The following is a 25,055-nucleotide window of genomic DNA, read 5'->3' as shown; positions in this document are numbered from 1 at the left end:
GTTCAGCGGTGTTTCGGTGCGAGTGAGGGGCCGCGCGACTGACGCGCGGCCCGGCCGCGGCCTTAGTTGGCCGGCAGCGTCTTGGTGATGGTCTGCGCGCCGTCCACGACCTCGACCAGGAAGCTGGCGCGGCTCATCTCGCCGGTCTCGTCCCAGCAGACATCCATCAGAACGCCCGGGTGCGAGGCGGCGTCAAGGCAGAGGCCATGCATGGTCTCGGCGAACTTCTCGCGGTCAAACTCGCCGATCTGCTCGGTCACGTACTTGACCGTGTAGGCGCCGATGTAGCCCTTGATCGCGTTGTGATCCGCGCCGTAGCCGAACTTTTCCTGGAACTTCGCGGCCATCTCCTGGATCGCGGGCACCGGCGCCTCGGCGGTCAGGCCGACGTGGCTGGCCACGCCGTTGGCGGCCTCCCCGGCCAGGTCAATCACCTTCTGCGAGGCGATCACCGTGTCGCCCACGATGGGCAGGCCCAGGCCCTGCTTTTCCGCCTCGATCAGGAAGCGGGCGCTTTCCTCTTCGGTCATGTACGAGAACACGGCGTCGGCCCCGGCCGAGGCCAGCTTGGCGACGTCGGCGGCAAAGTCGACCTGCGCCTGTTCGGTCGGCACATCGGCCACGATCTCGAGGCCCAGATCCTCGGCCACGGCCATGAAGGCGTCATGACCACCCTTGCCGAACTCGGTATTGGCCCAGATCACGGCGATCTTCTGCGCGCCTAGATCGTCCTTGAGGTAGGTCCCCAGCTTGGGCAGGCCCTTCTGCGCGCCAAAGGCGGTGCGGAAGATGTAGGGGTTGCCCTTGGCGGTGATCGTCGGGCTTTCCGAGCCGGTAAGCTGCGGCACGCCGTTCTGCTGGGCGACCAGCATGTTCACGACGGTCGAGGACGAATAGACCGTGCCCAGCAGGACATAGGCGTCGTCGTCGATCGCCTTTTGCACCATGGCGCGGCTGTTCTGCGGATCGGTCTGGCTGTCGTATTCACGCAGGTCGATCTGTTCGCCCAGGATGCCGCCGGCGGCGTTGATCTCTTCGACCGCCATCTTGACACCATCGTGCCAGACGGCGCCGGCCGCGGCGCCCGCGCCCGACAGTTCCGCCACGTCGGCGATGACCACGTCGGCGAATGCGCCGGTTGCGGTCAGGGCAAGGCCGGTTGCGGCCGTCATTGCTAGTTTACGGATCATGATTTTCCTCCCTCAGTGTTTCAGTTCGCTTCAAGTGTCAGAAGAGCCTCTACCAGGAGCTCCTCCTGGGCCTGGAACATGCCTAATCCCGGCATGGTCTGGCATCCGATGGCCGCCGCCGCCTCGATGAAGGGCGAACGGGTCGGCTTGGTGATCGGGCAGGCCGCGAATTGCGCCGCCGTCAGTTTGTTGACCTGCACCGGCAGCGGATCGCCCGCGCGCATCCCCAGCGGGGTGGCGTTGGCGACGATGTCGAACCCGGTGGGATCGTCGCTGCCGATGGACAGCCGGCCCGGAAAGGCGGGTTCGAGCCGCGCGATCAGCGCGTCACGGCGCGCGGTGTCGATCTCGTGAATGGCAAGCTGCGCCGCGCCTTCCGCAAGGAATTCGTAAGCGATGGCGGCGCCCGCGCCGCCGGCCCCGACCAGAAGCACCCGCGCGTCCGCGACCGTGCCGCCGGCGGCCTTTATGCCCTGCACGTAGCCCTGCCCGTCGGTGTTGTCGCCGACCCAGCCGGTGTCCGTCCGCCGCATCACGTTGACCGAGTGCGCATGGCGCGCGCGGGCCGTCAGGTGGTCGCAGAAGGTCATCGCGGCCTGCTTGTGCGGCACGGTGATGACCACGCCGGGCGCGTTCTGCAACACGTCCAGCCGGGCAAAGAAGCCGTCCACCTTGTCCGCGCTCACATGGCCAGGCACGCAGACCGCGTTGACCCCGCGGGCGATGAAACGGGCGGTCAGAAGCGCGGGCGATTTCACCTGGGCGATGGGATCGCCGATGATGAAGACGACCTGCGTCTCGCCATTCAGGGCCAGGGTCATGCCGGCATCCTCCGCCTCGCGGGATTGTACTTTCGCCAGCCTGGCGCCCATTGGTGCAACTCCCCTCTTCCCCTGGTCCTGCGCTGGCTTCGGCCCGTCGCAGGACGTCCCCTGTGGCAGGAATTGGTGCACAATGCCGGGCGCCGCGGAAATGGACCAACGGGGGCAATGATTGGACAATTCGTCGGATGGGGTGCGATCATGTCGGCTCTCCCGCCGCGGCGCGCAACCGGTAGTGTGCGAGGGTGCGGGCGATGCCGTCGTCGATGCCGGTGACGGGCAGCCCGGCCAGCGGCCCCGGCAGGGGCGTTTCGGCCAGATCGCCCGGGATGCGCAGCGGCGCCCCGTCGATCTCGACGTGCGCGCCCGGCACGGCGGCACGGATGCGGCTGACGAAATGGTCCATCTCCGCCGTCTCGCCCGCCAGGGTGCAGACAGAGGCGCCGGACATGTCGTGGGTGACCGCGGTGACAAGGGCGGCCGCCACGTCCTCCACGTAGATGAACCCGACGCGACCGGAAAAGCGGATCGTCGCCTCCATCCCGCTGACTGCGGCAGCGAGCGCGACCGAGGGCCCCGCCGCGATGCCCGAGCTTTGTCCGGGCCCGTAGACGATGTAGGGCCGCAGCCCGACCGAGGGCAGCCCGTGGTCGGCGCAATAGGCCCGCGCCGCCCCTTCGACCGCCAGTTTCTGCGCGCCGTAATGGGTCATGGGACGCGGATGGGTGCCATCCTCCGGGCCGAACACCCCGGCGGTCGAGACATAGGCCAGCCGCCGCAGCCCCAGCGCCTGGGCGGCGCCAAAGACGTGAAGCGACCCGATCAGGTTGATCTGCGCCGCGCGCACCGGGTCGGCGGCGGCGTCCACGGTCATGACGCCGGCCAGGTGGACGATGCCGTCGCAGCCTTCGGCCGCTTGCCGGACCGAGCCGTCAGCGATATCGCCGGTGACGCACTCGGGCAGCGCGCCCAGCCCCGGTGCCACGTCGTCCAGCATCGCGGGCCGCGGGCTGGCGTCGAAGATGCGCACCTCGTGCCCCGCGACCAGCAACTGCGCGGTGACCCAACGGCCGATGAAGCCGGTGCCGCCGGTGACCAGATACCGGCTCATGCCGCCGCCCTCGCCCGGGACCGCGCCACCGCGTCGCGCGCGGCGATGTAGCCGAAGGTGATGGCCGGGCCGATGGTGATGCCGGGGCCGGGATAGACCCCGCCCATGATCGACTGCATGTCGTTACCGCAGGCGTAAAGGCCGGGAATCGGCTGGTTGTCCTTGTCGATCAGCCGGGCGTGTTCGTCCGTTGCCAGCCCCGTGGCGGCACCGATGTCGCCCGGCATCAGCCTGACCGCGTAGAAGGGCGCGGTGCCGATCCGGCCCAGCGTCGGGTTCGGCCCGTCGTGATCGGCATCGCCATTGGCGCGCTCGTAGACGGTCTCTCCGCGGTGGAAATCGGGATCAATGCCGGTCTCGGCAAAGGTGTTGAACCGTGCGATGGTCGCGGCAAGCCCGGCGGCATCGATGCCCAGCTGCGCGGCGAGGGCCGCGAGCGTTGGGGCCTCGGCCAGGTAGCCGTCCGCGATCAGCGCCTTGGCGCCGCGTGCGCCGGGACGGACCAGGCCCAGACCGTATTTGCGCAGCCCCTCAGCGTCGGTGACAAGGTAGGCCGGCAGGGTGCCCGTCGCGTATTGCGCAAGCGCGAACTCGTGATACGACCGCGCCTCGTTGGTGAAACGTTCGCCCTTGGCATTGACCGCGACCGTGCCCGGCTTGGACCGGTCAAAGACGAAATGCGGAAAGACCGCCCAGCTGCCGTCGCTGCGCTGCCGGGTCGAGACCGGCGCCCAGTAGACGTTCGACGCAGCGCCGGTCCCGTAGCGCGCGCCCAGCGCCAGCGCGAGGTCATGCATCGCGCCCGTGTGCCCCGGCGCGCCGGGCGAATGCTGCGCCAATGGCGTGGGCAGCATCTCGGCCCGCCGCGCGGGGTGGCGCGAAAAGCCCCCGGTGGCAAGGATCACGCCGCCGGTCGCGCCGATCTCGTCGCCGGCGTCGGTGGTCAGCAGGTGGCCTGTCCCCTGCGGCATCAACCCGGTGACGCGGGTGTTTATGCGGACCTCCACGCCTGCCTGTTTCGCGGCCAGCAACAGGCGCCCGACCAGCGCATTGCCCATGACCAGCCGGGCCGAACGGCCGTAGCGCAGCCGATCCAGCCCGTAGGTGCCGATCAGCCGGACCGCATAGGCCAGAGATTTCAGCGACTTGCCCATCGACAGCAGGTGATTGATGTCGTCACGGTCGACCTGCAGCGCGCCAAGAATGGTGAATTCCGGAATCGCCGGGCGGATGAGCTTCAGGTCGCGGCCCAGCGCATCGGCACGGAACGGCTCGGGCTCGAGCGCGCGGCCCTTCGCGGTCGAGCCCTCGAGCTCGGAGAGGTAATCGGGGTGGTGTGGCCGGGCGCGGAACCTGGCGACCGTGCGCGTATGCAGCATCTCGATCGCCCGCGGCGCGGCCTCGACAAAGGCTTCGCGCAGCGCGCGGGGGCTGCGGTTGCCGACGGCCCGGTCGAGGTAGGTCAGCACGGTCTCGCGGCTGTCCTCGGCCCCGACCGACGCGGCCAGCATGGTGTTCGGGGCCCAGGTGGTGCCAGCGGAATAAGCCGTGGTCCCGCCCACGTATTCGGTGCTTTCGATCAGCAGAACGCGTGCGCCCTCGAGCGCGGCAAAGACCGCCGCCGCCAGCCCTCCGGCCCCGGCCCCGACGACCACCACGTCGTAGCTTTCGCGCATTGCCATGTCCGGCCCCTCCCCTCGCATCCAGCGCCCGAATCCTCCCGATCCGGGCAAGTTCACGCAGCGTCGCAAAGTTTGGAAAGTGTTTCAAGTTTTAAAATATCTTTCATTTTTTGCCGCTCCCGCTTAACCTGCCACCTGAGCAAGGAGGAGCGGACATGGCAGACTTGACGATCGCGGTGGTCGGTGCGGGCATCATCGGGCGGACCCATATCGAGACGCTGGCGCGGACCGAGGGGATGACGCTGGGCGCCGTCGTCGACCCCGGGCTGCCGGGCGACGCGGCATTCGGCGTGCCGATTCGCGCCGCGCTGTCGGATCTCCGGGGCATCGACGCGGTGGTCATTGCCGCCCCGAACGACCTGCACCGCCCGCTGCTCGAAGAGGCCATGTCGCTTGGCCTGCCTGTCCTGCTGGAAAAACCGGTGGCCAATGACCTGGGCGACGGGCGGGCGATGATCGCGGCCGCGCAGGCGGCGGGCGTGCCGGTGCTGGTCGGCCATCACCGGCGCCACAACGCCATCATTGCGCGGGCCCGGCAGGCCATCGCGGGGGGCGAACTGGGCGAACTGGTCACCGCGACCGTGATCTCGACCCTCACCAAGCCCGATGCCTATTTCGACGTGGCCTGGCGGCGCGACCCGCGCTCGGGCGGGCCGCTGTCGATCAACCTGATCCACGAAGTCGACCTGCTGCGCCATTTCTGGGGCGAGGTCGCCGAGGTGCGGGCGCTGGTCAGCAACGCGGGGCGCGGCGCGCCGGTCGAGGATGCGGCGGGCGCGATCCTGTCCTTTGCGGGCGGCGGACTGGCGACGCTGACCCTGACCGACCGGGGCGCCGGCCCCTGGGCCTGGGACGTGACCGCGGGCGAAAACCTCGCCCGCTTTCCCGCCCACCCGGCCGAGGCGCATTTCTACAGCGGCACCAAGGCCGCCCTGTCGCTGCCCGGCCTCGCACTCTGGCGGCACCCCGGCACGCCGGACTGGACCCAGCCGATGACCGCGCAGACGCTTGCCTATACGCCCAACGACCCCTACGTGGCCCAGCTGGCCCATTTCGGCGCGGTCGTGCGCGGCGAGGCAGACCCCGCCATCACCCTGGCCGACGGGGTTGCCAACATGGCCGTGATCGACGCAATCAAGCGCTCGGGCGCGAGCGGTGCGCCGGTCCAGCCAGAAAGGGTCACCTGATGTCCAGCGTTCTCGAAAAATCCCTCGCCGTGCTCGAGCTTCTGGTCGAGCATCCGGCCGGCCTGCAGGTCTCGGCCATTGCCAAGCGGCTCGACATGCCGGTGTCGGGCGCGCATCGGACGCTTCGGGAACTGGCCCGGCTGGGCTACGTGCGGCAGGAACGCGACCAGGGCGATTACGCGCTGACCATCCGGCTGGCGGCGCTGGGGCTCAGTTTTCTCGGGCGTTCGGGCGTGACGGACATCGCGCAGCCGATTCTCGACCGGCTGGCGCAGATCTCGGGCGAGCTGATCCGCCTGTCGGTGCTGGACGGCAAGGGGCTGACCTGGGTCGCCGTGGCGCAGGGCGCGACCTCGGGGCTGCGCTACGATCCGGGCCGCGAACAGGGCGTGCGGGTGCATCCCGCCTCGACCGCCGGGGGGCAGGCGCTGCTGGCCACGATGCGCGACGACGAGATCCTCGCGCTGGTGGGCGAGACCGGGCTTGCGCCCAGCGGCAACGGGCCGACCCCGGATGCCCCCGCCTCGATCGCCGCGTTGATGGAGGTCATCGCCGAGACCCGCACGCGCGGCTATTCCATCGCCGTCAATTCCTACATCGAGGGCATGGGCGCCATGGCCGTCACCGTGCGCGCGGGCGGCGTGGCCAACGGGCAGGTGCTGGGCTGCCTGTCGATCGCCGGCCCCGCCGTGCGCCTGACGCCCGCGCGGATGGCGGCGCTGGCCCCCGCCCTCATCGAGGCCGCGCAGGACATCGGCAGCGCCGCGCCCGCGTCGCAGTACTTTGCCCAGCTGATCGACGACCCCGAGGACGCATGAGCCGGACTTGCGACGTTCTGGTGATCGGATCCGGTGCGGGGGGCCTCTCGGCCGCCATCACCGCTGCCCACGCCGGGCTGGACGTGATCGTCGCCGAAAAGACGCCGCTGATCGGCGGGACGACCGCCTGGTCGGGCGGCTGGCTCTGGATCCCGCGCAACCCGCTGGCGGTGGCGGCTGGGATCGTCGAAGGGATCGAGGGCCCGCTGGAGTATCTGCGCCACGAGATCGGCAACCGCGTGGAAGACCCCCGCATCCGCGCCTTTCTCGAGACCGGGCCCGAGATGGTGACGTTCTTCCGCGATCATTCGCAGGTGGACTGGATCGACGGCAACCGCATGCCCGATTTCCACGACCTGCCCGGCAGCCTGCAGGGCGGGCGGTCGGTGTCGGTCGCGCCCTATGACGCGCGGGCCCTCGGCCCCTGGGCCGCGCGGCTGCGCCCGCCGCTGGCACCGACGACCATCGCGGGGATGGCCCTGGCCAGCGGGGCGGACATGGGTGCCTTCTTCAACTGGTTCCGCAGCCCGTGCAACGCGGCCCACGTGGCGCTGCGGCTGGCGCGGCATGCGGTCGACCTGGCGGTCGCCGGCCGGTCGCGCTACCTCGTGAATGGCAATGCGCTGGCGGCGCGGCTGCTGCGCAGCGCGCTTGACCTTGGCGTCGATGTGCGGACCGGGGCGCCGGCCACCGAGCTGATGCGCGACGGCGCGCGGATCACCGGCGCGGTAGTGGGCGGCGCGCCCATAACCGCGCGGCGCGGCGTCGTGCTGGCCACCGGCGGCTTTCCCCATGACCGCGCCCGCATCGCCGAGATGTTCGACCATGCCCCCACCGGGGCCGGGCACCACTCGGCCGCGCCCGAGACCAACAGCGGCGACGGGCTGCGCCTTGGCGAGGCGGCTGGCGCCGGGATCACCCGCGACACCGTCAACGCGGGCGCCTGGGCGCCGGTGTCGTTGGTGCCGGGCAAGGACGGTCCGGCCCGCTTTCCGCACCTGGTCGAACGCGCCAAGCCGGGGATCATCGCGGTCGGCCCGGACGGGCAGCGCTTTGTCAACGAGGCGGACAGCTACCACGATTTCATGACCGCGCTCTTTCGCACCGGGGCCGATCACGCCTGGATCATCGCCGATGCGCAGGCCCGTCGCCGCTACGGGATCGGTGCGGTCAAGCCCTGGCCCTTCCCCGACCGGCCGCACCTTGCCTCCGGCTACCTGGCCCGCGCCCGGACGCTGGAGGCGCTGGCCGCGCGACTGGGCCTTCCGGGGCTGGTCGGCACCGTGGCCCGCTTCAACGCAGGCGCCGAGACGGGCAGCGACCCGGACTTCCGGCGCGGCGCCTCACCCTACAACCGCGTGCAGGGGGATGCGTTCAACGCGCCGAACCCGTCGCTGCGCCCGCTGACGCGCGGGCCGTTCTACGCGGTCAGGGTCGTGCCCGGCAGCCTTGGCACCTTTGCCGGGCTCAGAACCGACACGCGCGCCCGTGTGCTGGACGAGGACGGCCGCGTGATCGACGGGCTCTACGCCACCGGCAACGACGCCGCCTCGATCTTCGGCGGGCACTACCCCTCGGGCGGGATCACGCTCGGGCCGGCCATGACCTTCGGCTACATCGCCGGCCGCGACCTGGCGCGCGGCGCGGACTGACACACAAGGGAGACGACACATGTTCTACGAGATCGCGACATTACGGACCGAGATCTTCGGCGCCGGCAAGGCAGCCGCGGGTATCGAGGCCTGGCTGGACAAGGGCGCCGGCACCCTGCTGGGCGCCTGGTTCTCGGACATCGGCGCGCTGAACGAGGTCTATCTGCTGCGCGCCTTCGACGATGCCGAGGCGCTGCTGGCCGAGCGCGAGCGGCTGGCGCGGGCCGAAAACCCCTTTGGCTGCCTTGAGTGGCTTTCCGGCTACGAGGTGGAAAGCTTCCGTCCGCTCGACTTCATGGGGCCGGTCGAGACCGGCGCGCTGGGTCCGGTCTACGAGCTGCGCACCTACCGCATGCGGCTGAACGGGCTGATGCCCACGATGGAGAAATGGCAGGCCGCCCTGCCCGAACGCGACGCCTATTCGCGCTGCGCCATCGCCATGTACGGCATCGACGGCGCGCCGCGCCTGACGCAGGTCTGGCCCTATGCCTCGCTCGAGGCGCGCAGCGCAGCGCGCGCGCAATCGGTGGCCGACGGCAAGTGGCCGCCCAAGGGCGGGCCGGACTGGCTGACCCCCGAGATGACGTCGACCATCGCGCTGCCGATGGCCTTCTCGCCGCTGAGGTGACGCCGATGACCCGTTCCTATTCCATGGCCTACCTGACGGCCAACGGGCTGGACCCGGTCGCCGCGACCGAGCTGGCCGCCAGACTGGGCTTTGACAAGATGAGCTTTCGCTTGCTGCCCGCCGGGCCAGGCGATGCGCCTCCGCCGATCCTGACGGACGATGGGCTGTTTGCGCGCGTCAAGGCCGCGCTGGCCGATACCGGCCTGCAGATGTCGGATGCCGAGATGATCCGGTTGGGCCCGGACACGGAGCTCGAGAGCTTCCGGCCCTTCCTTGACCGGATCGCCACGCTGGGTGCGGCGCATATCCTCGTCGCCGGCGACGACACCGACCGCGCGCGGATCACCGACAGCTACGGCCGGCTGTGCGAGCTGACCTGGGACTACGGGCTGACCGCCGATCTCGAATTCATGCCCTGGACGGGGATCAGGACCATCGCCGATGCGCGCGAACTGGTCGAGGCGGCGGCCCATCCGGCGGCGGCCATCCTGTTCGACTGCCTGCATTTCGACCGCTGCGGCAGCAGGCTGGACGAGGTCTCGGCCCTGCCGCGCGGGATGATGAACTACGTGCAGATCTGCGACGGGCCGGTGCCCTACGACCCGGACGGCGTGGCGATGATGACGCTGGGCCGTACGGCGCGGCTGATCCCCGGAACGGGCGGCATCGACCTGGCCGCCATCGTGGCGCGGCTTCCGGCGGATATCCCGGTCTCGGTCGAGGTGCCGAACGTCGCGCTGGCCGCCGAGATCGGCGTCGAGGCGCTGGTGGCGCAGGCCCTCGCCCGCACCCGGCAGCTTGTCGACGGCGCAGGCTGACACGGCCCCGGCCCCGAAGGCCGGATGGGCGGCGCTCGGGCCTTTTCACCTTTGCTGGACCATTCCCGTCCCGGGACAGGAGTCCCTGGCGACGAACCGGGCGCCAGATCCGCAGCCGCGCCGCAGTTCGCCCTGCCATGGCGCAAGCAGCGCGGATGGTGCATCCTGAGCCTGGCCGCCCGGGACCCAGGACCCCACCATGCTGAAATCGAAGCTCATGACCTATATCGACGCCGTGTCGCGCCACGGGTCGATCCGCAAGGCGTCCGAGGCGCTGAACATCGCGCCCTCGGCCGTGAACCGCCAGATCCTCGAATGCGAACGCACGCTGGGCATGCCGCTGTTCGACCGCCTGCCGCGGGGCATGAAGCTGACCAGCGCGGGCGAGGTCGTGGTCAGCCACATCCGCCGCATGGACGGAGAGCTGGCGCTGATGGACGCCCGGCTGCGCGACCTGCGCGGCCTGCAAGCGGGCACGGTGCGGCTGGTCGCCGCCTCGGGGCTGATGTCGTCCTTCGTCGCGCGGATCGTGTCGCAGTTCTGCGATGCCCACCCGCTGCTGGACCTCAAGATCGACACCCAGCCGTCGGAAGAGATCGTGCGCATGGTCGGCCAGGGCGACGCCGACCTCGGCCTCAGCTTCGACCTGCCGCGCGATCCGGACCTCATCACGCTGGCCAGCATGCACCAGCCGCTGGGCGTCGTCGTCGCGCCGGGCCACCCCATGGCCACCCGCCCCGCCCTGCGGCTGAGCGATTGCGTGGGCGAACGGATGGTCCTGCCGCCGCGCGGCAGCGGCATCCGCGTGTTGCTGGACGTGGCCTTTGCCGAAACGCGGATCGATCCGCAGATCGTGGTCGAATCGAACTCGGTCGAGTTGCGCAAGGCGCTGGTGCGCGCAGGCGCCGGGATCACGATCCTTGCCGCCGTCGACCTGATCGGCGACGTGGCCGACGGCACGCTGGCCCATGTCCCCTTGGCCGATCCGCATGTGCCGGGCCAGACGCTCAAGCTGGTCAGCCGCGCCAAGGGCACATTGGAACCCCTTCAGGCCAAGCTGGCCGAGGCCTTCCGCCGCGCCTTTGCCGAGCTGGGCGCGGAAGTGTAGCCTTTTTTCGAACACTACTGTCGAATCTTTGCGCTTTTAACGTTTCCTCTTCGTGGCATGCTTGGTGCATCCCGTCCGCCCCAACCGGCGGCCACCACCCAGGAGAGACCCCATGCGCAGCAGCCTCATCGCCCTCGTCGCCGCCCTCGCGGCCACCCCCGCCCTTGCCGAAGACTGGCCCAGCGAGACCATCCGCATCGTCGTCGGCTTCACCCCCGGCGGGTCGAGCGACCTGGTCGCCCGCCTGCTGGCGCCGCTGGTGAGCGAAGACCTCGGCACCGAGGTCATCGTGGAGAACATGCCCGGCGCCGCCTCGACCATCGCGGCGGCCAAGGTGGCCGAGGCGGATGCGGACGGCTACACCTTCTTCCTGTCGAACGTCTCGGCCAACGGCATCGCGCCCTTCACCTACCCGGACCTCGGCTACGACCCGGTCGCCGATTTCGACGACGTGACCATCCTTGGCTACATCCCTGCCGTGCTGCTGGCGTCGAAGGACGCGCCGGTCGACTCGCTCGAGGCCTTCCTGACCCAGGCCAAGAACGAGCCCGTCCTTTTCGGCTCGGGCGGCCATGGCACGATGAACCACGTCAGCGGCGAGCTGCTGAACATGTCGGCCGGGCTGCAGATGGAGCACGTGGCCTACAAGGGCTCGGCCGAGGCGATGAACGACCTGCTGGCGGGCGTGATCGACTACCAGTTCGACGCGCTGACCCAGAACGTCGGCCAGATCAACGCGGGCGCGATCAAGGCGCTGGCGATCACCACGCCCGAACGTTCCCCCGCCGCGCCCGACATCCCGACCTTTGCCGAGTTGGGCCTGCCGGACGTGGTCGCCTTCAACTGGGTCGGTCTGTCGGCCCCCGCCGGCACCCCGGACGAGATCATCGAACGCTTCTACGAGGCGACGCACAAGGCGATGCAGGACGCCGAGATCAAGGCCCAGTTCACCAAGTGGGGCATGTTCCACATCGACAGCGCCCCGGCCGAAGCGGAAAGCTTTGTCGCGGACGAGGTCGCCAAGTGGGGCAAGGTCGTCTCCGGCGCGCCGGTGTTCAACTGATGGCCCGCATCGCCTTTGTCATGAACGGTCGGCACAACGACCGCGGCTTTGTCCAGGAAGGATACGAGGGCATCCTGGCCGCGCGGGATGCGCGCGGCTTCGATCTCGACATCGTCGAGTTCACCAAGGGCAGCCCCGAGGCGCTGGCGGCCGAGGTCGAGGCCGCCGTGCAGCGCGGCGCGACAGGCGTCATCGTGCATGGCAGCCGGGCTGACGGGGCGCTGGACGCGGTGGCGTCGCGCCACCCGGACTGCGCCTTCCTGTCGCCCGGCGGCCGGGCCGAGGGGCCGAACGTCTGGAACTATGCGATCCGGCATTACGAGGCCGCCTACCTCGCCGGCATCCTTGCCGGGGCGATGACGCAGACCGGCGTCGTGGGGCACCTGTCGGGCGTCTTCATCTCGCCCGGCAAGAAGGGCCGCGCGGCCTATGTCGACGGGGTGCGCACGGCGAACCCCGAGGCGCAGGTTGTCACCGGCTTCTGCGGCAACCAGGACGACCCGGAGCTGGCCGCGCGCTGGATCGCGGCCGAGGCCAAGGCCGGGGCCGACATCGTCTTTACCATGCTGAACTACGGCCGGTCCGGCGCGGTCGAGGCCTGCCGCGCCGCCGGGATCAAGCAGATCGGCAATATCCGCGACTGGTGTGCCGAAGAACCGGACGTTTTCCTGGGATCCGCCCTGTCGCGCCACGGCTGGTCGATCCGGGCATGGACCGACGACCTGCTGGCTGGCACGCTGGCACCGGGGCGCAACCTGCACCCGGGGCTCGAGGATCCCTCGGCCGTCGGGCTCAGCCTGTGCCCCGCGGTGCCGGGCGCCGTCCGCGACCTGGTCGAGGCCGCCCGCGAAGAGATCGTGGCCGGGCGCCGCAGCATCAAGATCACCTATGACGGGCCGGAATTCACCCCGGACGCTATATTGGACGACGCCTGAAAGGGGGCTGACATGACAGGGCGCAGGGACAAGATCGACCTGATCTGCGGCGCGGCCGTGGGGGCGCTGGGGCTTTTCGCGCTGGTCACCTCGCTGGGCTGGGACTTCGGGTCGATGCGGCGGATCGGGCCGGGGGTCTTCCCGGCCCTCACCGGGCTCGTGCTGATCGGCCTCGGCCTCGCCATCGCCGTTTTCGAACGCAGCGCGCCGGACGACGATGCCCCCGCCCCGGTCAACCTGCGCGGTTTCGCGCTGGTGGTGGCGGGGCTCGTTGCCTTTACCGTGCTGATCAAGCCCGCGGGCATGGTCCCGGCGGTCTGGGCGGCGGTCTTCCTGTCGGCCCGGGCCGACCCCTCGGCCCGGCTGCGCGACACGGTGATCGTCGCCGTGGTGATGACCGCGATCGCGCTTGGCCTCTTCATCCACCTGCTGGGCTTCCAGGCCCGCGCCTTCGGAGCCTACTGATGCTCGAGAACCTCGCCCTTGGCTTTTCGGTCGCGCTGTCGCCCTGGGGCCTGATCTATTGCCTGCTGGGCGTCTTCCTGGGCACCGTGGTGGGCGTGCTGCCCGGGCTCGGGGTCATGGCGACGCTGGCGATCCTGATGCCGATCACCTTTCACCTCGACACGGTGCATGCGCTGATCATGCTGTCGGGGATCTACTATGGCGCGGCCTATGGCGGCTCTACCGCGTCGATCCTGCTGAACCTGCCGGGCACGGCGAACACGGCGATCACCTGCCTGGACGGCTACCCGATGGCGCAGCAGGGCCGCGCGGGTGTCGCGCTGATGATGACCGCCGTCGCGTCCTTCGTGGGCAGCATCATCGGCCTCTTGATCCTCGCCTTCTGCGCGCCGTTGCTGGCCAAGGTGGCGCTGAACTTCGGCTCGCCCGAGTATTTCACGCTGATGCTTCTGGGGCTGCTCGCGGCGGGCATGTTGTCGCGCGGCTCGCACCTGCGCTCGACCGCGTCGATCTTCATCGGGCTGTTCCTGGGGATCGTGGGGACCGACATCAGCACCGGCGTGCAGCGCTTCACCTTCGGCCAGCCCGAGCTTTACGCCGGCCTGCCGCTGGTCGCGATCTCGCTGGGCCTTTTCGGCCTGCCCGAGGTCATCGCCAACGCGGGCCGCAAGGACAACACCGCCGTGACGCCCGGCAATATCACCATGCGCGCCATGCTGCCCACGCGCGAGGACCTGCGCCGCTCGACCCTGCCGATGCTGCGTGGCAGCGGCATCGGCGCCTTCTTCGGCGCCCTGCCCGGCACGGGCAGCCTGATCGCCGCCTTCGCCAGCTACGTGGTCGAGAAGAAGTCGCACCGCGACCCGTCGATCTTTGGCCGTGGCGCGATCGAAGGGATCACCGGGCCGGAATCGGCCAACAACGCGGCCACCCAGACCGCCTTCATCCCCACGCTGACGCTGGGCGTGCCCGGCGACGCGATCATGGCGATGATGCTGGGCGTCATGCTGATCCACGGCGTCGCGCCAGGGCCGCGCCTGATCTCGGAACAACCCGACCTCTTCTGGGGCCTCGTCGCCAGCTTCCTGATCGGCAACGTGCTGCTGGTGATCCTCAACATCCCGCTGATCGGGCTGTGGGTGCGCCTCCTGCGCATCCCCTACCACATGCTCTTCCCCGCGATCCTCGTCTTCATCTGCCTTGGCGTCTACAGCGTGAACTACGCGGTGGTGGACCTGGTGCTGGTGCTGGCCTTCGGCATCATCGGCTACGGCATGTCGTTCTTGCGGCTCGAACCTGCGCCGCTGATCCTTGGCCTCGTGCTGGGCCCGATGATGGAGGACAACCTGCGCCGCACCCTGATGATCTTCCGCGGCGACATCTGGGCGATCTGGGACAGGCCGCTGTCGGTCGCCTTCATCGGGTGCAGCCTTGCGCTGGTGGGGTGGAGCCTGGTCGGCAAGACGCGGGCAAGACGCAAGCTGGCGGCCAAGGCCCTGTGAGCGCCGGCGTCAGGCCGGGATCACCGTCAGCGTCACCGGCATCCCCGCCAGCGCGTCGCGCAGCCGCTGGGCATCGGCGCCAGGCACCTTCACGGAGGTCTCGAGCGTCTCACCGACCGAGACCTCGACCGCGACGCCCAGCGCGTCGGCCACGGCGTGGATGGCCCAGTGGGTCGCCTCGGCCCGCAGCGCGGGCTTGAAGATCTTGCCGATCGGCGTCAGCGGCATCTTGTCCAGCACGCCGATGCGCTTGGGCAGGGCCACCGGGTCCTCGATCCGGCTGCGCAGCCAATCCTCCAGCTCGCCCGGCGCGGGCGCCCAGCCGTCCCTCGTGGTGACGAAGGCGACCGGCAACTCGCCGGCATAGGCGTCGGGCATCCCGACCGCCGCCGCGTCGACGATCCGGGGATGGGCCAGCAGGGCGTCCTCGATCATCTGCGGGTCGATGTTGTGGGCGCCGCGGATGATCACGTCCTTCTTGCGCCCGGTGATGAAGAGCGTGCCCTCGGCGTCCAGCATCCCGAGGTCGCCCGAGACCAGCCAACCGCCCGGCAGGAAGGTGCCCGCATTGCGCGCCGGGTCGGAATAGCCATCGGCCACGTTGGGCCCGCGCTGCGCGATGATTCCGGTCTCTCCGGCCGGGAGGGGTTTGGAGGGGTCCGCCTCGCCATCGGTTTCGCCAAGGATCGCGAGTTCGGTAAAGGGCAGCCGCAGCCCGCAGGAGTTGGGCTTGCGCGGGCCATGGACCGGCTCGACCGCCATGGTGCCGGCGCTTTCGGTCATGCCGAGGATGTTGCGCACGGGGCGGCCGACATGGGCCTCGACCGCCTCGGCCAGTTCCGTGGGCAGGGGTGAGCCGCCCGAGAGCAGCCAGCACAGCGACGAGATGTCGGCATCGACCGGAAGGCCCTTGAGGCCCGCCAGCACCGTGGGCACGGCACCGATATGGGTGACGCCCAGCCGCTCGACCTGCCGCCAGATCCCCTTGACGAAGGCCCCGTTGCGCATCCCCAGCCGACCGGGGACGACGAGCGTGCCACCGGCCGAGAGCACCGAAAGCCCGTAGACGAAGGCGCCCGCGACGTGGAACAGCGGGAATCCGTTGACCATCACGGTATCGGGGCCGAGGCCATGCATCAGCGCGCAGGACCGGGCGACATGCGCCTCGTTTCCCCGCAGGTGGCGGACGAGCTTGGGCGCGCCGGTGGTGCCGCCGGTGTGGTAGAAGGCCGCGAGGGTCGACGCGTCGCCCTCGGGCGCGATGTCGGCGCCGGGGGCTTCGATGAGGGCTTCGAAAATGCCGGTGGCGCCGGGGCTGTCCCCGTCGCCGTCGCAGGCAAAGATCGGCAGGTCGATGCCTTCGGCGCGCAGGGCGGGCACGAGCGAAGACCAGATGTCGATCTCAGGGTTCACGCCGGTCACCACCACGGCGGCGGCGTCCGAGGCGCGGATCAACGCGGCGACGTGATCGGGCTTGAGCATCGGGTTGATCGGACAGGCCGCCCCGGCCACCTGCGCGCCCCACAGGGCCACCTGCCCCGAGACCGAATGCGGGGTCAGCAGTGCGACGGACCGGCCGGGCACAATGCCATGGGCGCGGAAGAGCCGGGCGGCGCCCATGACGCGGGCGGTGAGGTCGGCATAGGTGACGCGCTGGTCCCGCCCGGGGTCGGCGGCGTCATGGATGAAATGGATGGCCACAGCGTCCGGGCGCTCGGCGGCCTGGCGGCGCAGCATGTCCCAGGGACTGCGATCGGGGTAGACGGCGTCGTAGCCGCGCGCTTCCAGCGCCTCGATATCGGCAAGACTTCGGATCATCGTGTCATCCCATGAGCGGCCCGTAGGTTGCCATCGACCCGCGCCAGCAGGGCCAGCAATTGCGCCTTTTCCTCGGCCGACAGCCCGGCCGTCACCATCGCCTCATGCGCGTTGACCTCCGTCTCCAACCCGGCCAGTTGCAAGGCCCCGTGGGCGGTCAGAAAGACCCGACGGACGCGCTTGTCCTTCGGCGTGCTGCGCCGCTCGACCCAGCCCTCGCGGGTCAGCGCGTCGAGGATCGGCACCAGGCTGGAACGGTCGAGAAAGATCGCCTCGGCCAGCCGGGTCTGGGGAATGCCCGGGTTCGCCTCGATCAGCTTGAGCATGCCGAAATAGCGCGGCGCGGTGCCGAAGCCCTTCACCTGCTGCTCGAAGGCCTTGTAGGACGCGATCTGGAGCAGCCGGATGCGGTAGGAGACCGAGGCGCTCAGCACCTCCGGCTCGACCGCGTCGGCGACGTCGCGCATGATCCCGCCGGGCCCGGTCATTCCATGCTACCCGGCAGAAAGAGCACCAGCGCCGGGAAGACGATCAGCAGGAACAGCCGCAGGATGTCGATGGTGACAAAGGGCAGCACGCCGCGGAAGATCGTGACAAGGCTGACCCGGTGCGCGATCGAGTTGATCACGTAGACGTTCATGCCCACCGGTGGGGTGATGAGGCCCAGTTCCACCGTCATGACGATGATGATGCCGAACCATACGGGGTCGAAGCCCAGCTCGACGATCACCGGGAAGACGATGGGCACCATCAGGATGATCATCGCCATCGCGTCAAGGAAACAGCCCATGACGAAGAACAGCAGCAGGATCAGCGCCAGCGTGCCGTACTTGCCCGCGCCGAGCTCGGTCAGGAAGGTGGTGATGTCCTGCGGCACCTGCGTTACGGCCAGGAAATAGCCGAAGAGCGTGGCGCCGATCAGCACGACGTAGATCGCGACCGATGTGCGCAGCGCCTCGACGAGGCTGTCGAGCAGCCCGCCCCAGGTCAGCTGGCGCCGCACGAGGCCGATGATCGCGGTCAGCAGCGCGCCGACGGCGGCGGCCTCGGTCGCGGTGACGATGCCGAAGTAGATCGACAGGATCACGCAGACGAACAGCAGCCCCACCGCCCAGATGCCGCGCAGGGCGGCCAGCGCCTCGCGCAGCTGAAAGGGCTCGGCGGCCGGCAGGTGGCGGCCGTACCAGACGCGGACGGTCAGCATGTACATCAGCAGGGCCAGGATGCCCGGCACCACGCCCGCGATGAACAGCGTGCCGATGTCGGTTTCGGTGATGAAGCCGTAGATGGCCAGCACGACCGAGGGCGGGATCAGGATGCCCAGCGTGCCGCCGGCGGCGATGATGCCGGTGGCGGCGGAATCCGGGTAACCGGCGTCCTTCATCTCGGGGTAGGCGATCTTGGTCATGGTCGCGGCGGTGGCGACCGAACTGCCGCAGATCGCGGCAAAGCCGCCGCAGGCCCCGACCGAGGCAAGGCCAAGCCCGCCCTTGAACCCGCCCAGCCAGGCGCGGCCGGCGCGGAACAGCTCGGCCGACATGCCCGAATTGGTCGCCAGCACGCCCATCAGGATGAAGAACGGGATGAGCGTCAGGTTGAAATCGGTGATCGAGGCGATGGGCGAGGTCGACAGCAGGTTCATCGCCGGGACCGGGTGGACCACGGCGGCGAACCCGCCCACGCCGACGATCCCCATGGCGATGCCGATGGGCACGCGGATGGCCATGAGCGCAAAGAGGACGACGAAGCCGCCCACCGCGATGAGTTCGTTGCTCATGGCTTGTGATCCTCGAGAAGGTCTTCGTCGATGCCGTCGAATTCGCCCAGGTCTTCGCCGTGACGGGCGATGTTCCACAGTCGCAGCGCGGTGGCAAAAAGCGCCGCCAGCAGCCCCAGCCAGATCGCGCCGAAGAAGGGCCAGTGCGGCAGGCGCAGGTCCATCGTGGCATCGCCGCCGCCCATCGCCGCCTCGACCCGCTGGCCGATCTTCCAGGTCAGCGCGAGGGTGAAGGCCAGCAGGATCGCCCAGGCCAGCGTGTTGATGATGCGGCGCGGCACCGGGCCCACCATCTGCGCCAGCAGGTCGACCTTGATATGCGTCCCATGCCAGGCGACCGAGGCCATGCCCCAGGCAATTGCCACGCCCAGCACCAGGCGCGACAGGTCGAAGGCATCGGGCAGCGGCCGGGCAAAGCCGTAGCGCCCGATGGCCGAGGCCACGATCAGAAGCGTGACGAGCCCCAGGGTGATCCCGGCGACCCGTTCGATCAGCCAGACGGCCCGGCGCACCGGCCCCTTCGGCGAACGGTTGATGGACATGGAACTCTCCGGGAAACGCCGCGCGGACCCTGCGGCCCGCGCGGGATCACGCTGCTCAGTAGGCGGCGTCGTACTTCTCGAGCGCGGCCATGTAGGCCGCGAGGATCGCGTCGGCATCCCCGCCCTTATCGGCGACGGCCTTCTTCCATTCGTCGATCAGCGGCGTGGCGGCCTCGCGCCAGGCGGCGACCTCTTCCTCGGTCGGCGTGTTGAAGGTCTGGCTGGGGTCGGCCATCAGCTGCTCGCGCGCGGCCATGTCATCCTCGGCCCAGCCGGCGGCGACCTTGCCCGACCATTCCGGCGTGCAATGCGAATCGATCACGGCCTTGTTCTCGTCCGACAGGCCGTCATAGCTCGCCTGGTTCATCAGCAGGACCTGGGTCGACAGGTAGAACGGCATGTCGAGGTGCTGCTGCACTTCGTCGGTCAGCTTGAAGTCGTACATAGCGCCCCAGGGGAAGGTCACCGCCTCGGCCGTGCCCTTGGACAGGGCCTCGCGCACCTCGGGGGCCGGCACCTGGACGGGGCCGCCGCCCAGCAACGACACGAAGCGCGCCATGGTGGCATGGGCCGGGCGGATGTTCTTGCCCTTCACGTCGGCGGGCGAGGTGATCTTTTCCTGGCTGTGCATGGCGCCGGGCGCATGCGGATGGACAAAGCAGAACTTGACGTCGCCCATTTCCTGCTGCGCGCCGTATTCGGTGTACCATTCGTGGATCGCCTGAGCGGCGGCCACGCTGTCATCGGCCATGAAGGGCACTTCGGTCAGGGCCCAGATCGGGAAGCGGCCGGCGGTGTAGCCGGGGTTCACGTAGGTCAGGTCGACGATGCCCTGCGCGCCCATGTCGTAATGGTCCGGCGCCTTGCCCATTTGCTGCGCCGGGAAGATCTGGATCTTGATCCGGCCGTCCGACGCCGCCATGACCGATTCGGCCCAGGGGTTGATGCCCTTGGAGGCCGGCGAGATCGTCGGCGGGACCCAGTGCGACAGCCGCAGGGTGACCTCCTGTGCCTGCACGGCAAGCGGCACCACAACGGCAAGAAGCGCGCCAAGCGCGATGGATGTTTTTTTCATGTTTTCCTCCCAGATAGCCGGTTTTCCTCCGCCGGCTTCAATTTTGATGGGTATCAAACAAAGGCACATCAGATCAACGGAAAAATGCCAGCGCCACGTCCGGCGCTCAGGCGCCGTGGCCCGCAATCTGGCGTCGAATCCCTTGACGGAACGTTTGATCTCCAACAATGTGGTGCCTGCGTCGTACTGGCGCAGTTTGGGCCGCGAAGAGGAGCGGGGCCCGAAACCGGGCCATGGCCCGAAGGGAGGACACCATGATCAAGCATACCGGGCCCCTGGCCCTGCTGGCGAGCGTTGCCGCCGGCCCGATGATGGCCGCCGGGGCCGAAACCTGCCAGGCCGCGATGGCGCTGGACGTGGCCGGCGTCACGTTGACCGAGGCGGTCCATGCGCCACAGGGCGACGCGTCGCCCGTCGACCATTGCATCCTGCGCGGGATGATGGACGAGCGCACGGGGATGGACGGCCACCCCTACGCGATCCGGTTCGAGCTGCGCCTGCCCGACGCTTGGTCGGGGCAGTTCATGCACCAGTTCAACGGCGGCGCCGATGGCGAGGTGCGTCCGGCACTTGGTGCAGGCACCGGCACGGGCACCGTCCCGGCGCTGGCCCGCGGCTTTGCCGTCGTCAGCTCGGACGCCGGTCACCAGGGCGATGCCCGACCCGACATGGGGCTGGCCAGCGGCACCGCCTTCGGCTTCGATTTCGAGGCCCGGCGCGATTACGGCTACGACGCCGTCGCCACGCTGCACCCGGCCGCGCTGGCCCTGACGGAAAGCTACTACGGCGCCGCGCCGGATTACGTCTACGGCTACGGCAATTCCAACGGCGGGCGGCACGGCATGGTCGCGCTGTCGCGCATGCCGGACGCCTTCGACGGCATCCTGTCGGGCTATCCCGGGTTCGACCTGCCGCGCACGGGGCTGCAAAGCGCGCTCGACATCCAGACCTTCCGCTCGGTCGGCGAGACGCTCAAGGACGCTTTCAGCCGGGAGGAGCTGAATATCGTCTCCAATGCCGTGGTCGCCGCCTGCGATGCGCTCGACGGGCTCGAGGATGGCGTCGTGGCCGACACCCATGCCTGCGCGACCACCTTCGATCCGGCCGCGATGATCTGCGCCGAGGGCCAGAACAGCGCCTGCCTGCCCGAGGCCAAGGTGCAGGCGCTCATCACCATCCACAACGGACCCGTCACCGAGGATGGCCGGCAGCTTTACAGCACCTGGTACTGGGACCCGGGCATCAACTCGGGCAGCTGGCGGTTCTGGAAGCTGGAAAGCCCCGTGCCGCCGTGGGAGTTCAAGCCGCTGATCGCCACGCTCGCCGCCGGGGCCGTGATGAACATCTTCTCGACCCCGCCCTTCGAGGTCGAGACCGGATCGCCTGCCGAGCTGGAAGAGTTCATGAACAGCTTTGACTGGCGCAACGGCGACACGCTGATCAATGCCACGACCGAGGATTTCCCCGAAAGCGCGATGCAGATGATCGCCGCGCCGCACTGGAACGACCCGGTTCTGACCGAGTTCCAGGAGGCCGGCGGCAAGCTGATCGTCTTCCATGGCTCGGCGGACCCGATCTTCTCGCTCGCCAATATCGAAGCCTGGCACGAAAAGCTGATGGCGAACAACCCGGACGCGGCCACGTTCGAGCGGTTCTATTCCGTGCCCGGCATGCCGCACGGACAGGGCGGCAATTCGGCCGACAATTTCGACATGCTGGGCGCACTTGTCGCCTGGGTCGAGGATGGCACCGCGCCGGACCGGGTGACAGCCGAGTTCCGGTCCGACAACGTCGAGGCCGCCGCGAACGCGGGCGCCACCCGGCCGCTTTGCCCCTGGCCCGGCGTCGCGCGCTACACCGGCAGCGATCCGATGACCGCCGACAGCTTCACCTGCGAGTGACAGACCCCGGGGCCGGCGTGACGCGCGCCGGCCCCTTTCCGAACACGAGGACCAGAATGCCTGCCTACATCCCCTACCGCGCCTATTGGTCGACCCCCTTTGCCCGCTGGCAGGGCAGCTTTGCCCATCTGCACGCGATCGAATTCGCCGCCCACGTGGCGAAAGGCGCGCTGGCCGAGCGTAACCTGCCGGTCGAGGCCTTCGACTTTGCCGCCTACGGAATGACGGTGCCGCAATACCGCAGCTTTTACGGCACGCCCTGGTTCACCGGGCTGCTGGGCGCGACGCACCTGGCCGGGCCGACCGTGAACCAGGCCTGCGCCACCGGCGCGCGGCTGGTCGCCACCGCGATGGGCGAATTCGCCACGGGCGGCGCCGAGGTGGCGCTTCTGGCCTCGGGCGACCGGACATCCAACGGCCCCCACGCCTATTACCCCGCGCCCGACAACCCGGGCGGCACCGGGGTCGGCGAGAACATCGTGATGGAGAGCTTCAACCGCGACCCCTTCGGCAAATGCGCCATGGTCGACACGGCCGACAACGTGGCCCGCAAGGTCGGCATCACGACCGAGGAACAGCACGAGCTTGCGGCCTTCCGGTCCGAGCAGTATGGCGCCGCGCTGAAGAACGATCGCGCTTTCCAGAAACGCTACATGGCCGCCCGCTTCGAGGTGCCGGATGCGCGGTTCCGCAAGACCGTCAAGGTGCTGGAAGGGGATGAGGGCATCTACCCGTCGTCGCCCGAGAAGATGGCCGCGCTGAAGCCGGTCATGCGGGACGGCAGCGTGACCTTCGCCGGCCAGACCCACCCGGCCGATGGCAGCGCCGGCATCGTGATGACCGCGAGCGCCGAACGTGCGGCCGAGCTGGCGCCGGTGAAAGGCCCGGTGATCGAGGTGCTGGCCGCAACGCAGGCGCGGGACGAGATCGCGCATATGCCCGCTGCCCCGATCCGCGCCGCCCGCCGCGCGCTGGAGCTGACGGGGATGGAGATCGGGCAGATCGACGTGCTGAAATCGCACAATCCCTTCGCGGTCAACGACATCGCCTTTGCCCGGGCCTTCGATCTCGACTGGCGCCGGATGAACAACTTCGGCTCGTCGCTGGTCTGGGGGCATCCGCAGGGGCCCACCGGCCTGCGCGGGATCATCGAGATGATCGAAGAGCTGGAAATGCGCGGCGGCGGATACGGCCTGTTCCAGGGCTGCGCGGCCGGGGATTCCGCGATGGCGGTGCTGCTGCGCGTGCACTGACACCCACGAAAATTACATGGAAGAGGAGGAGCTTACCATGACCCTGAAGACCCTGATGGCCGGCACTGCGCTGGCCGCACTGGCGCCGCTTGCGGCGCTGGCAGAGGCGGGCGATTGCGCCGCGCTGGCCGGCGTCGCCGCCCATGACACAATCGTTTCCGAGGCGGTGCCCATGCCTGCCGACGGCGCCCTGCCCGCCCATTGCCTTGTCCGCGGCGTGATCGAGCCGCGCGTCGGCACCGGCGGCAAGCAATACGGCACTGGCTTCGAGCTGCGCCTGCCCGAGGACTGGGCCGGCCGTTTCATGATGCAGGGCGGTGGCGGCTGGGACGGCACCGTGAACCCCGCGCTTGGCGTGATCGACCGCACCAAGCCCGAGGATACGGCACTTGGGCGCGGCATCGCCGTCGCCTCGACCGACGCGGGCCATTACGGCGACAGCGCGGTGGACCCCTGGTGGGCCGCCGACATCAAGGCGCGGCATGACAACGGCTACAACTCGGCCAAGCTGGTGACCGAGCGCAGCCGCGACCTGATCCGCCGGTTCTACGGCGAGCTGCCGCATCATTCCTACTTCATGGGCTGCTCGAACGGCGGGCGGCAGGGCATGGTCGCGGCCGTGCGTTATCCGGAGTATTTCGACGGCGTGCTGGCCGCCGCCCCGGCCTTCGACCTGACCCCGTCTGTCGTGGCCTGGAACTGGAACACCCGCGCGCTCAAGGAGCTGGCCGATGCCGAGACCGGCGGTGATATCGCAGCCACGTTCAGCGACGAGGATCTGGCGCTGATCTCGACCGCCGCCGTCGACGCCTGCGACATGGAAGACGGCAGCGATGACAACCTCGTCATGGCGCCGTTCCAGTGCCGCCTCGACGTCAGCACCCTGCAATGCCCGGCCGAGGGGGGCGATCAGTGCCTGAGCGCAGGCCAGGTCACCGCGCTCAGCAAGATCCAGGACGGCCCGTCCGACAGCGCCGGCACCAAGATCTACGAGGGCTGGAGCCTTGCGGGGATCGAGGGACCAAGCGGCTTCCGCCTCTGGACCATCGGCGGACGGCCGGGGCCGAACCCCACGAGCCTGGGCGGCATGTTCCAGGAGGGCTGGCTGCGCAACATCGCCGTCACGCCGCCGGACCAATCGCGCGACGCCTGGGCCTTCCGCCCCGATGACATGGCGGCGATGGACTCGGCCGACATCTTCTCGGCCGCCTCGACGGATTACGCGGCCTTCGCCGACAAGGGCGGCAAGCTGCTGATCTGGCACGGCACGGCGGACGGGGCATTCTCGCTCCACCACCTCGCGGCCTGGTTCGACAAGCTCAAGGCCGACAACGACGGGGCCGAGTTCGCGCGGCTCTATTTCACCCCCTCGGTGCACCATTGCGCGGGCGGGCCGGGGCTGACGTCGTTCGACAGCCTGTCGCCGCTGATCGACTGGGTGGAAAACGGCACCGTTCCGGGGCCGATCCCGGCGACCGGCACGCCTCCGGGCGCGGATGGCCCGGTGACCCGGCCGCTCTGCGCCTACCCGGCCCATGCGACGCCGGACGGCAACGGCGGGTTCACCTGCTCGGCCGGCTGAAACGCACATGAGACGACGGCGGATGGCGGGGCCCCGGCCCCGCCATTTCGCGTTCCGCCCGTCACCCCGCCTGATGGCGTGCCTGCGGGCGGGGCACTGCCTGCCTCACGCCCTTTCGCCGCAGGGC

General features: G+C 69.4%; 22 protein-coding genes. 13 read left to right on the top strand and 9 right to left on the bottom strand.

All coding sequences use genetic code 11. The features are described from left to right. Positions 1 to 62 precede the first annotated feature (62 nt). The 4 genes from MF270_RS01025 to MF270_RS01010 all read right to left on the bottom strand — a co-directional run bounded on the left by MF270_RS01025 (position 63) and on the right by MF270_RS01010 (position 4,804). Entirely contained in the window at positions 63 to 1,190 is a 1,128-nt protein-coding gene (locus MF270_RS01025) for an ABC transporter substrate-binding protein (protein ID WP_238363992.1), read from the bottom strand. Positions 1,191 to 1,210: 20 nt separating this feature from the next. Then, on the bottom strand, positions 1,211 to 2,011 hold the full coding sequence (locus tag MF270_RS01020) for a shikimate dehydrogenase family protein (RefSeq protein ID WP_238363991.1): 801 nt from the start codon (positions 2,009 to 2,011) through the stop codon (positions 1,211 to 1,213). A 199-nt stretch (positions 2,012 to 2,210) separates the two neighbouring features. Further along, positions 2,211 to 3,122, bottom strand: a complete 912-nt coding sequence (locus MF270_RS01015; protein WP_238363990.1) for an NAD-dependent epimerase/dehydratase family protein — start codon at positions 3,120 to 3,122, stop codon at positions 2,211 to 2,213. Next, positions 3,119 to 4,804, bottom strand: a complete 1,686-nt coding sequence (locus MF270_RS01010) for an FAD-dependent oxidoreductase (RefSeq protein ID WP_238363989.1) — start codon at positions 4,802 to 4,804, stop codon at positions 3,119 to 3,121. Before MF270_RS01010 ends, MF270_RS01015 begins: the two co-directional genes overlap by 4 nt. A 155-nt stretch (positions 4,805 to 4,959) precedes the next feature. Here MF270_RS01010 and MF270_RS01005 point away from each other — a divergent pair, with 155 nt between their 5' ends. From MF270_RS01005 to MF270_RS00960, 10 genes are all read left to right on the top strand, one after another. After that, a complete protein-coding gene (locus MF270_RS01005) occupies positions 4,960 to 5,991 on the top strand; it encodes a Gfo/Idh/MocA family protein (RefSeq protein WP_238363988.1) in 1,032 nt (343 codons plus the stop codon). Beyond that, on the top strand, positions 5,991 to 6,809 hold the full coding sequence (locus MF270_RS01000) for an IclR family transcriptional regulator (RefSeq protein WP_238363987.1): 819 nt from the start codon (positions 5,991 to 5,993) through the stop codon (positions 6,807 to 6,809). Before MF270_RS01005 ends, MF270_RS01000 begins: the two co-directional genes overlap by 1 nt. Further along, positions 6,806 to 8,461 (top strand): FAD-dependent oxidoreductase, encoded by a 1,656-nt coding sequence (locus tag MF270_RS00995; RefSeq protein ID WP_238363986.1) that lies wholly within the window; start codon positions 6,806 to 6,808, stop codon positions 8,459 to 8,461. The genes MF270_RS01000 and MF270_RS00995 overlap by 4 nt, the downstream gene beginning before the upstream one ends. Positions 8,462 to 8,480: 19 nt before the next feature. Next, a complete protein-coding gene (locus MF270_RS00990; RefSeq protein ID WP_238363985.1) occupies positions 8,481 to 9,089 on the top strand; it encodes an NIPSNAP family protein in 609 nt (202 codons plus the stop codon). A gap of 5 nt (positions 9,090 to 9,094) precedes the next feature. After that, on the top strand, positions 9,095 to 9,907 hold the full coding sequence (locus tag MF270_RS00985; protein WP_238363984.1) for a sugar phosphate isomerase/epimerase family protein: 813 nt from the start codon (positions 9,095 to 9,097) through the stop codon (positions 9,905 to 9,907). 199 nt (positions 9,908 to 10,106) lie between these two features. Further along, a complete protein-coding gene (locus MF270_RS00980; RefSeq protein ID WP_238363983.1) occupies positions 10,107 to 11,015 on the top strand; it encodes a LysR family transcriptional regulator in 909 nt (302 codons plus the stop codon). A gap of 112 nt (positions 11,016 to 11,127) precedes the next feature. Then, positions 11,128 to 12,078 (top strand): Bug family tripartite tricarboxylate transporter substrate binding protein, encoded by a 951-nt coding sequence (locus MF270_RS00975; RefSeq protein WP_238363982.1) that lies wholly within the window; start codon positions 11,128 to 11,130, stop codon positions 12,076 to 12,078. Then, the gene (locus MF270_RS00970) at positions 12,078 to 13,013 is read left to right on the top strand and encodes a BMP family protein (RefSeq protein ID WP_238363981.1); all 936 of its coding nucleotides are present in this window, start codon (positions 12,078 to 12,080) and stop codon (positions 13,011 to 13,013) included. The genes MF270_RS00975 and MF270_RS00970 overlap by 1 nt, the downstream gene beginning before the upstream one ends. A gap of 12 nt (positions 13,014 to 13,025) precedes the next feature. After that, entirely contained in the window at positions 13,026 to 13,478 is a 453-nt protein-coding gene (locus MF270_RS00965) for a tripartite tricarboxylate transporter TctB family protein (RefSeq protein ID WP_238363980.1), read from the top strand. Then, positions 13,478 to 14,980 carry a tripartite tricarboxylate transporter permease gene (locus MF270_RS00960; RefSeq protein WP_238363979.1) on the top strand — a complete coding sequence of 501 codons (1,503 nt, stop codon included), beginning with the start codon at positions 13,478 to 13,480 and terminating at the stop codon, positions 14,978 to 14,980. Before MF270_RS00965 ends, MF270_RS00960 begins: the two co-directional genes overlap by 1 nt. 9 nt (positions 14,981 to 14,989) lie before the next feature. On the opposite strand, the gene MF270_RS00955 is transcribed toward MF270_RS00960, so the two are convergent. Genes MF270_RS00955 through MF270_RS00935 form a run of 5 tightly spaced genes read right to left on the bottom strand, consistent with a single transcriptional unit; the run spans position 14,990 to position 20,192 of the window. Beyond that, complete coding sequence (locus MF270_RS00955; RefSeq protein ID WP_238363978.1) at positions 14,990 to 16,798, bottom strand: AMP-binding protein; 1,809 nt, start codon at positions 16,796 to 16,798, stop codon at positions 14,990 to 14,992. Continuing rightward, a complete protein-coding gene (locus MF270_RS00950; protein WP_238363977.1) occupies positions 16,795 to 17,265 on the bottom strand; it encodes a MarR family winged helix-turn-helix transcriptional regulator in 471 nt (156 codons plus the stop codon). Before MF270_RS00950 ends, MF270_RS00955 begins: the two co-directional genes overlap by 4 nt. A 17-nt stretch (positions 17,266 to 17,282) precedes the next feature. Beyond that, positions 17,283 to 18,575 (bottom strand): TRAP transporter large permease, encoded by a 1,293-nt coding sequence (locus MF270_RS00945; protein WP_238363976.1) that lies wholly within the window; start codon positions 18,573 to 18,575, stop codon positions 17,283 to 17,285. Continuing rightward, the gene (locus tag MF270_RS00940) at positions 18,572 to 19,117 is read right to left on the bottom strand and encodes a TRAP transporter small permease (RefSeq protein WP_238363975.1); all 546 of its coding nucleotides are present in this window, start codon (positions 19,115 to 19,117) and stop codon (positions 18,572 to 18,574) included. The genes MF270_RS00945 and MF270_RS00940 overlap by 4 nt, the downstream gene beginning before the upstream one ends. A 55-nt stretch (positions 19,118 to 19,172) precedes the next feature. Then, a complete protein-coding gene (locus MF270_RS00935; RefSeq protein ID WP_238363974.1) occupies positions 19,173 to 20,192 on the bottom strand; it encodes a TRAP transporter substrate-binding protein in 1,020 nt (339 codons plus the stop codon). 254 nt (positions 20,193 to 20,446) lie between these two features. On the opposite strand from MF270_RS00935, the gene MF270_RS00930 reads away from it, so the two are divergent. Genes MF270_RS00930 through MF270_RS00920 form a run of 3 tightly spaced genes read left to right on the top strand, consistent with a single transcriptional unit; the run spans position 20,447 to position 24,928 of the window. Further along, positions 20,447 to 22,093, top strand: a complete 1,647-nt coding sequence (locus tag MF270_RS00930) for a tannase/feruloyl esterase family alpha/beta hydrolase (protein ID WP_238363973.1) — start codon at positions 20,447 to 20,449, stop codon at positions 22,091 to 22,093. Positions 22,094 to 22,149: 56 nt separating this feature from the next. Then, the gene (locus MF270_RS00925; protein WP_238363972.1) at positions 22,150 to 23,346 is read left to right on the top strand and encodes a thiolase family protein; all 1,197 of its coding nucleotides are present in this window, start codon (positions 22,150 to 22,152) and stop codon (positions 23,344 to 23,346) included. Between the two features lie 37 nt (positions 23,347 to 23,383). Further along, positions 23,384 to 24,928 carry a tannase/feruloyl esterase family alpha/beta hydrolase gene (locus MF270_RS00920; protein ID WP_238363971.1) on the top strand — a complete coding sequence of 515 codons (1,545 nt, stop codon included), beginning with the start codon at positions 23,384 to 23,386 and terminating at the stop codon, positions 24,926 to 24,928. Positions 24,929 to 25,055 lie beyond the last annotated feature (127 nt).

The sequence above is a fragment of the Mesobacterium pallidum genome, assembly GCF_019966535.1.
Classification (GTDB): domain Bacteria; phylum Pseudomonadota; class Alphaproteobacteria; order Rhodobacterales; family Rhodobacteraceae; genus Mesobacterium; species Mesobacterium pallidum.
Note: the sequence above shows the minus strand (reverse complement) of the source record. Positions and strands in the feature narration are given on the sequence as shown.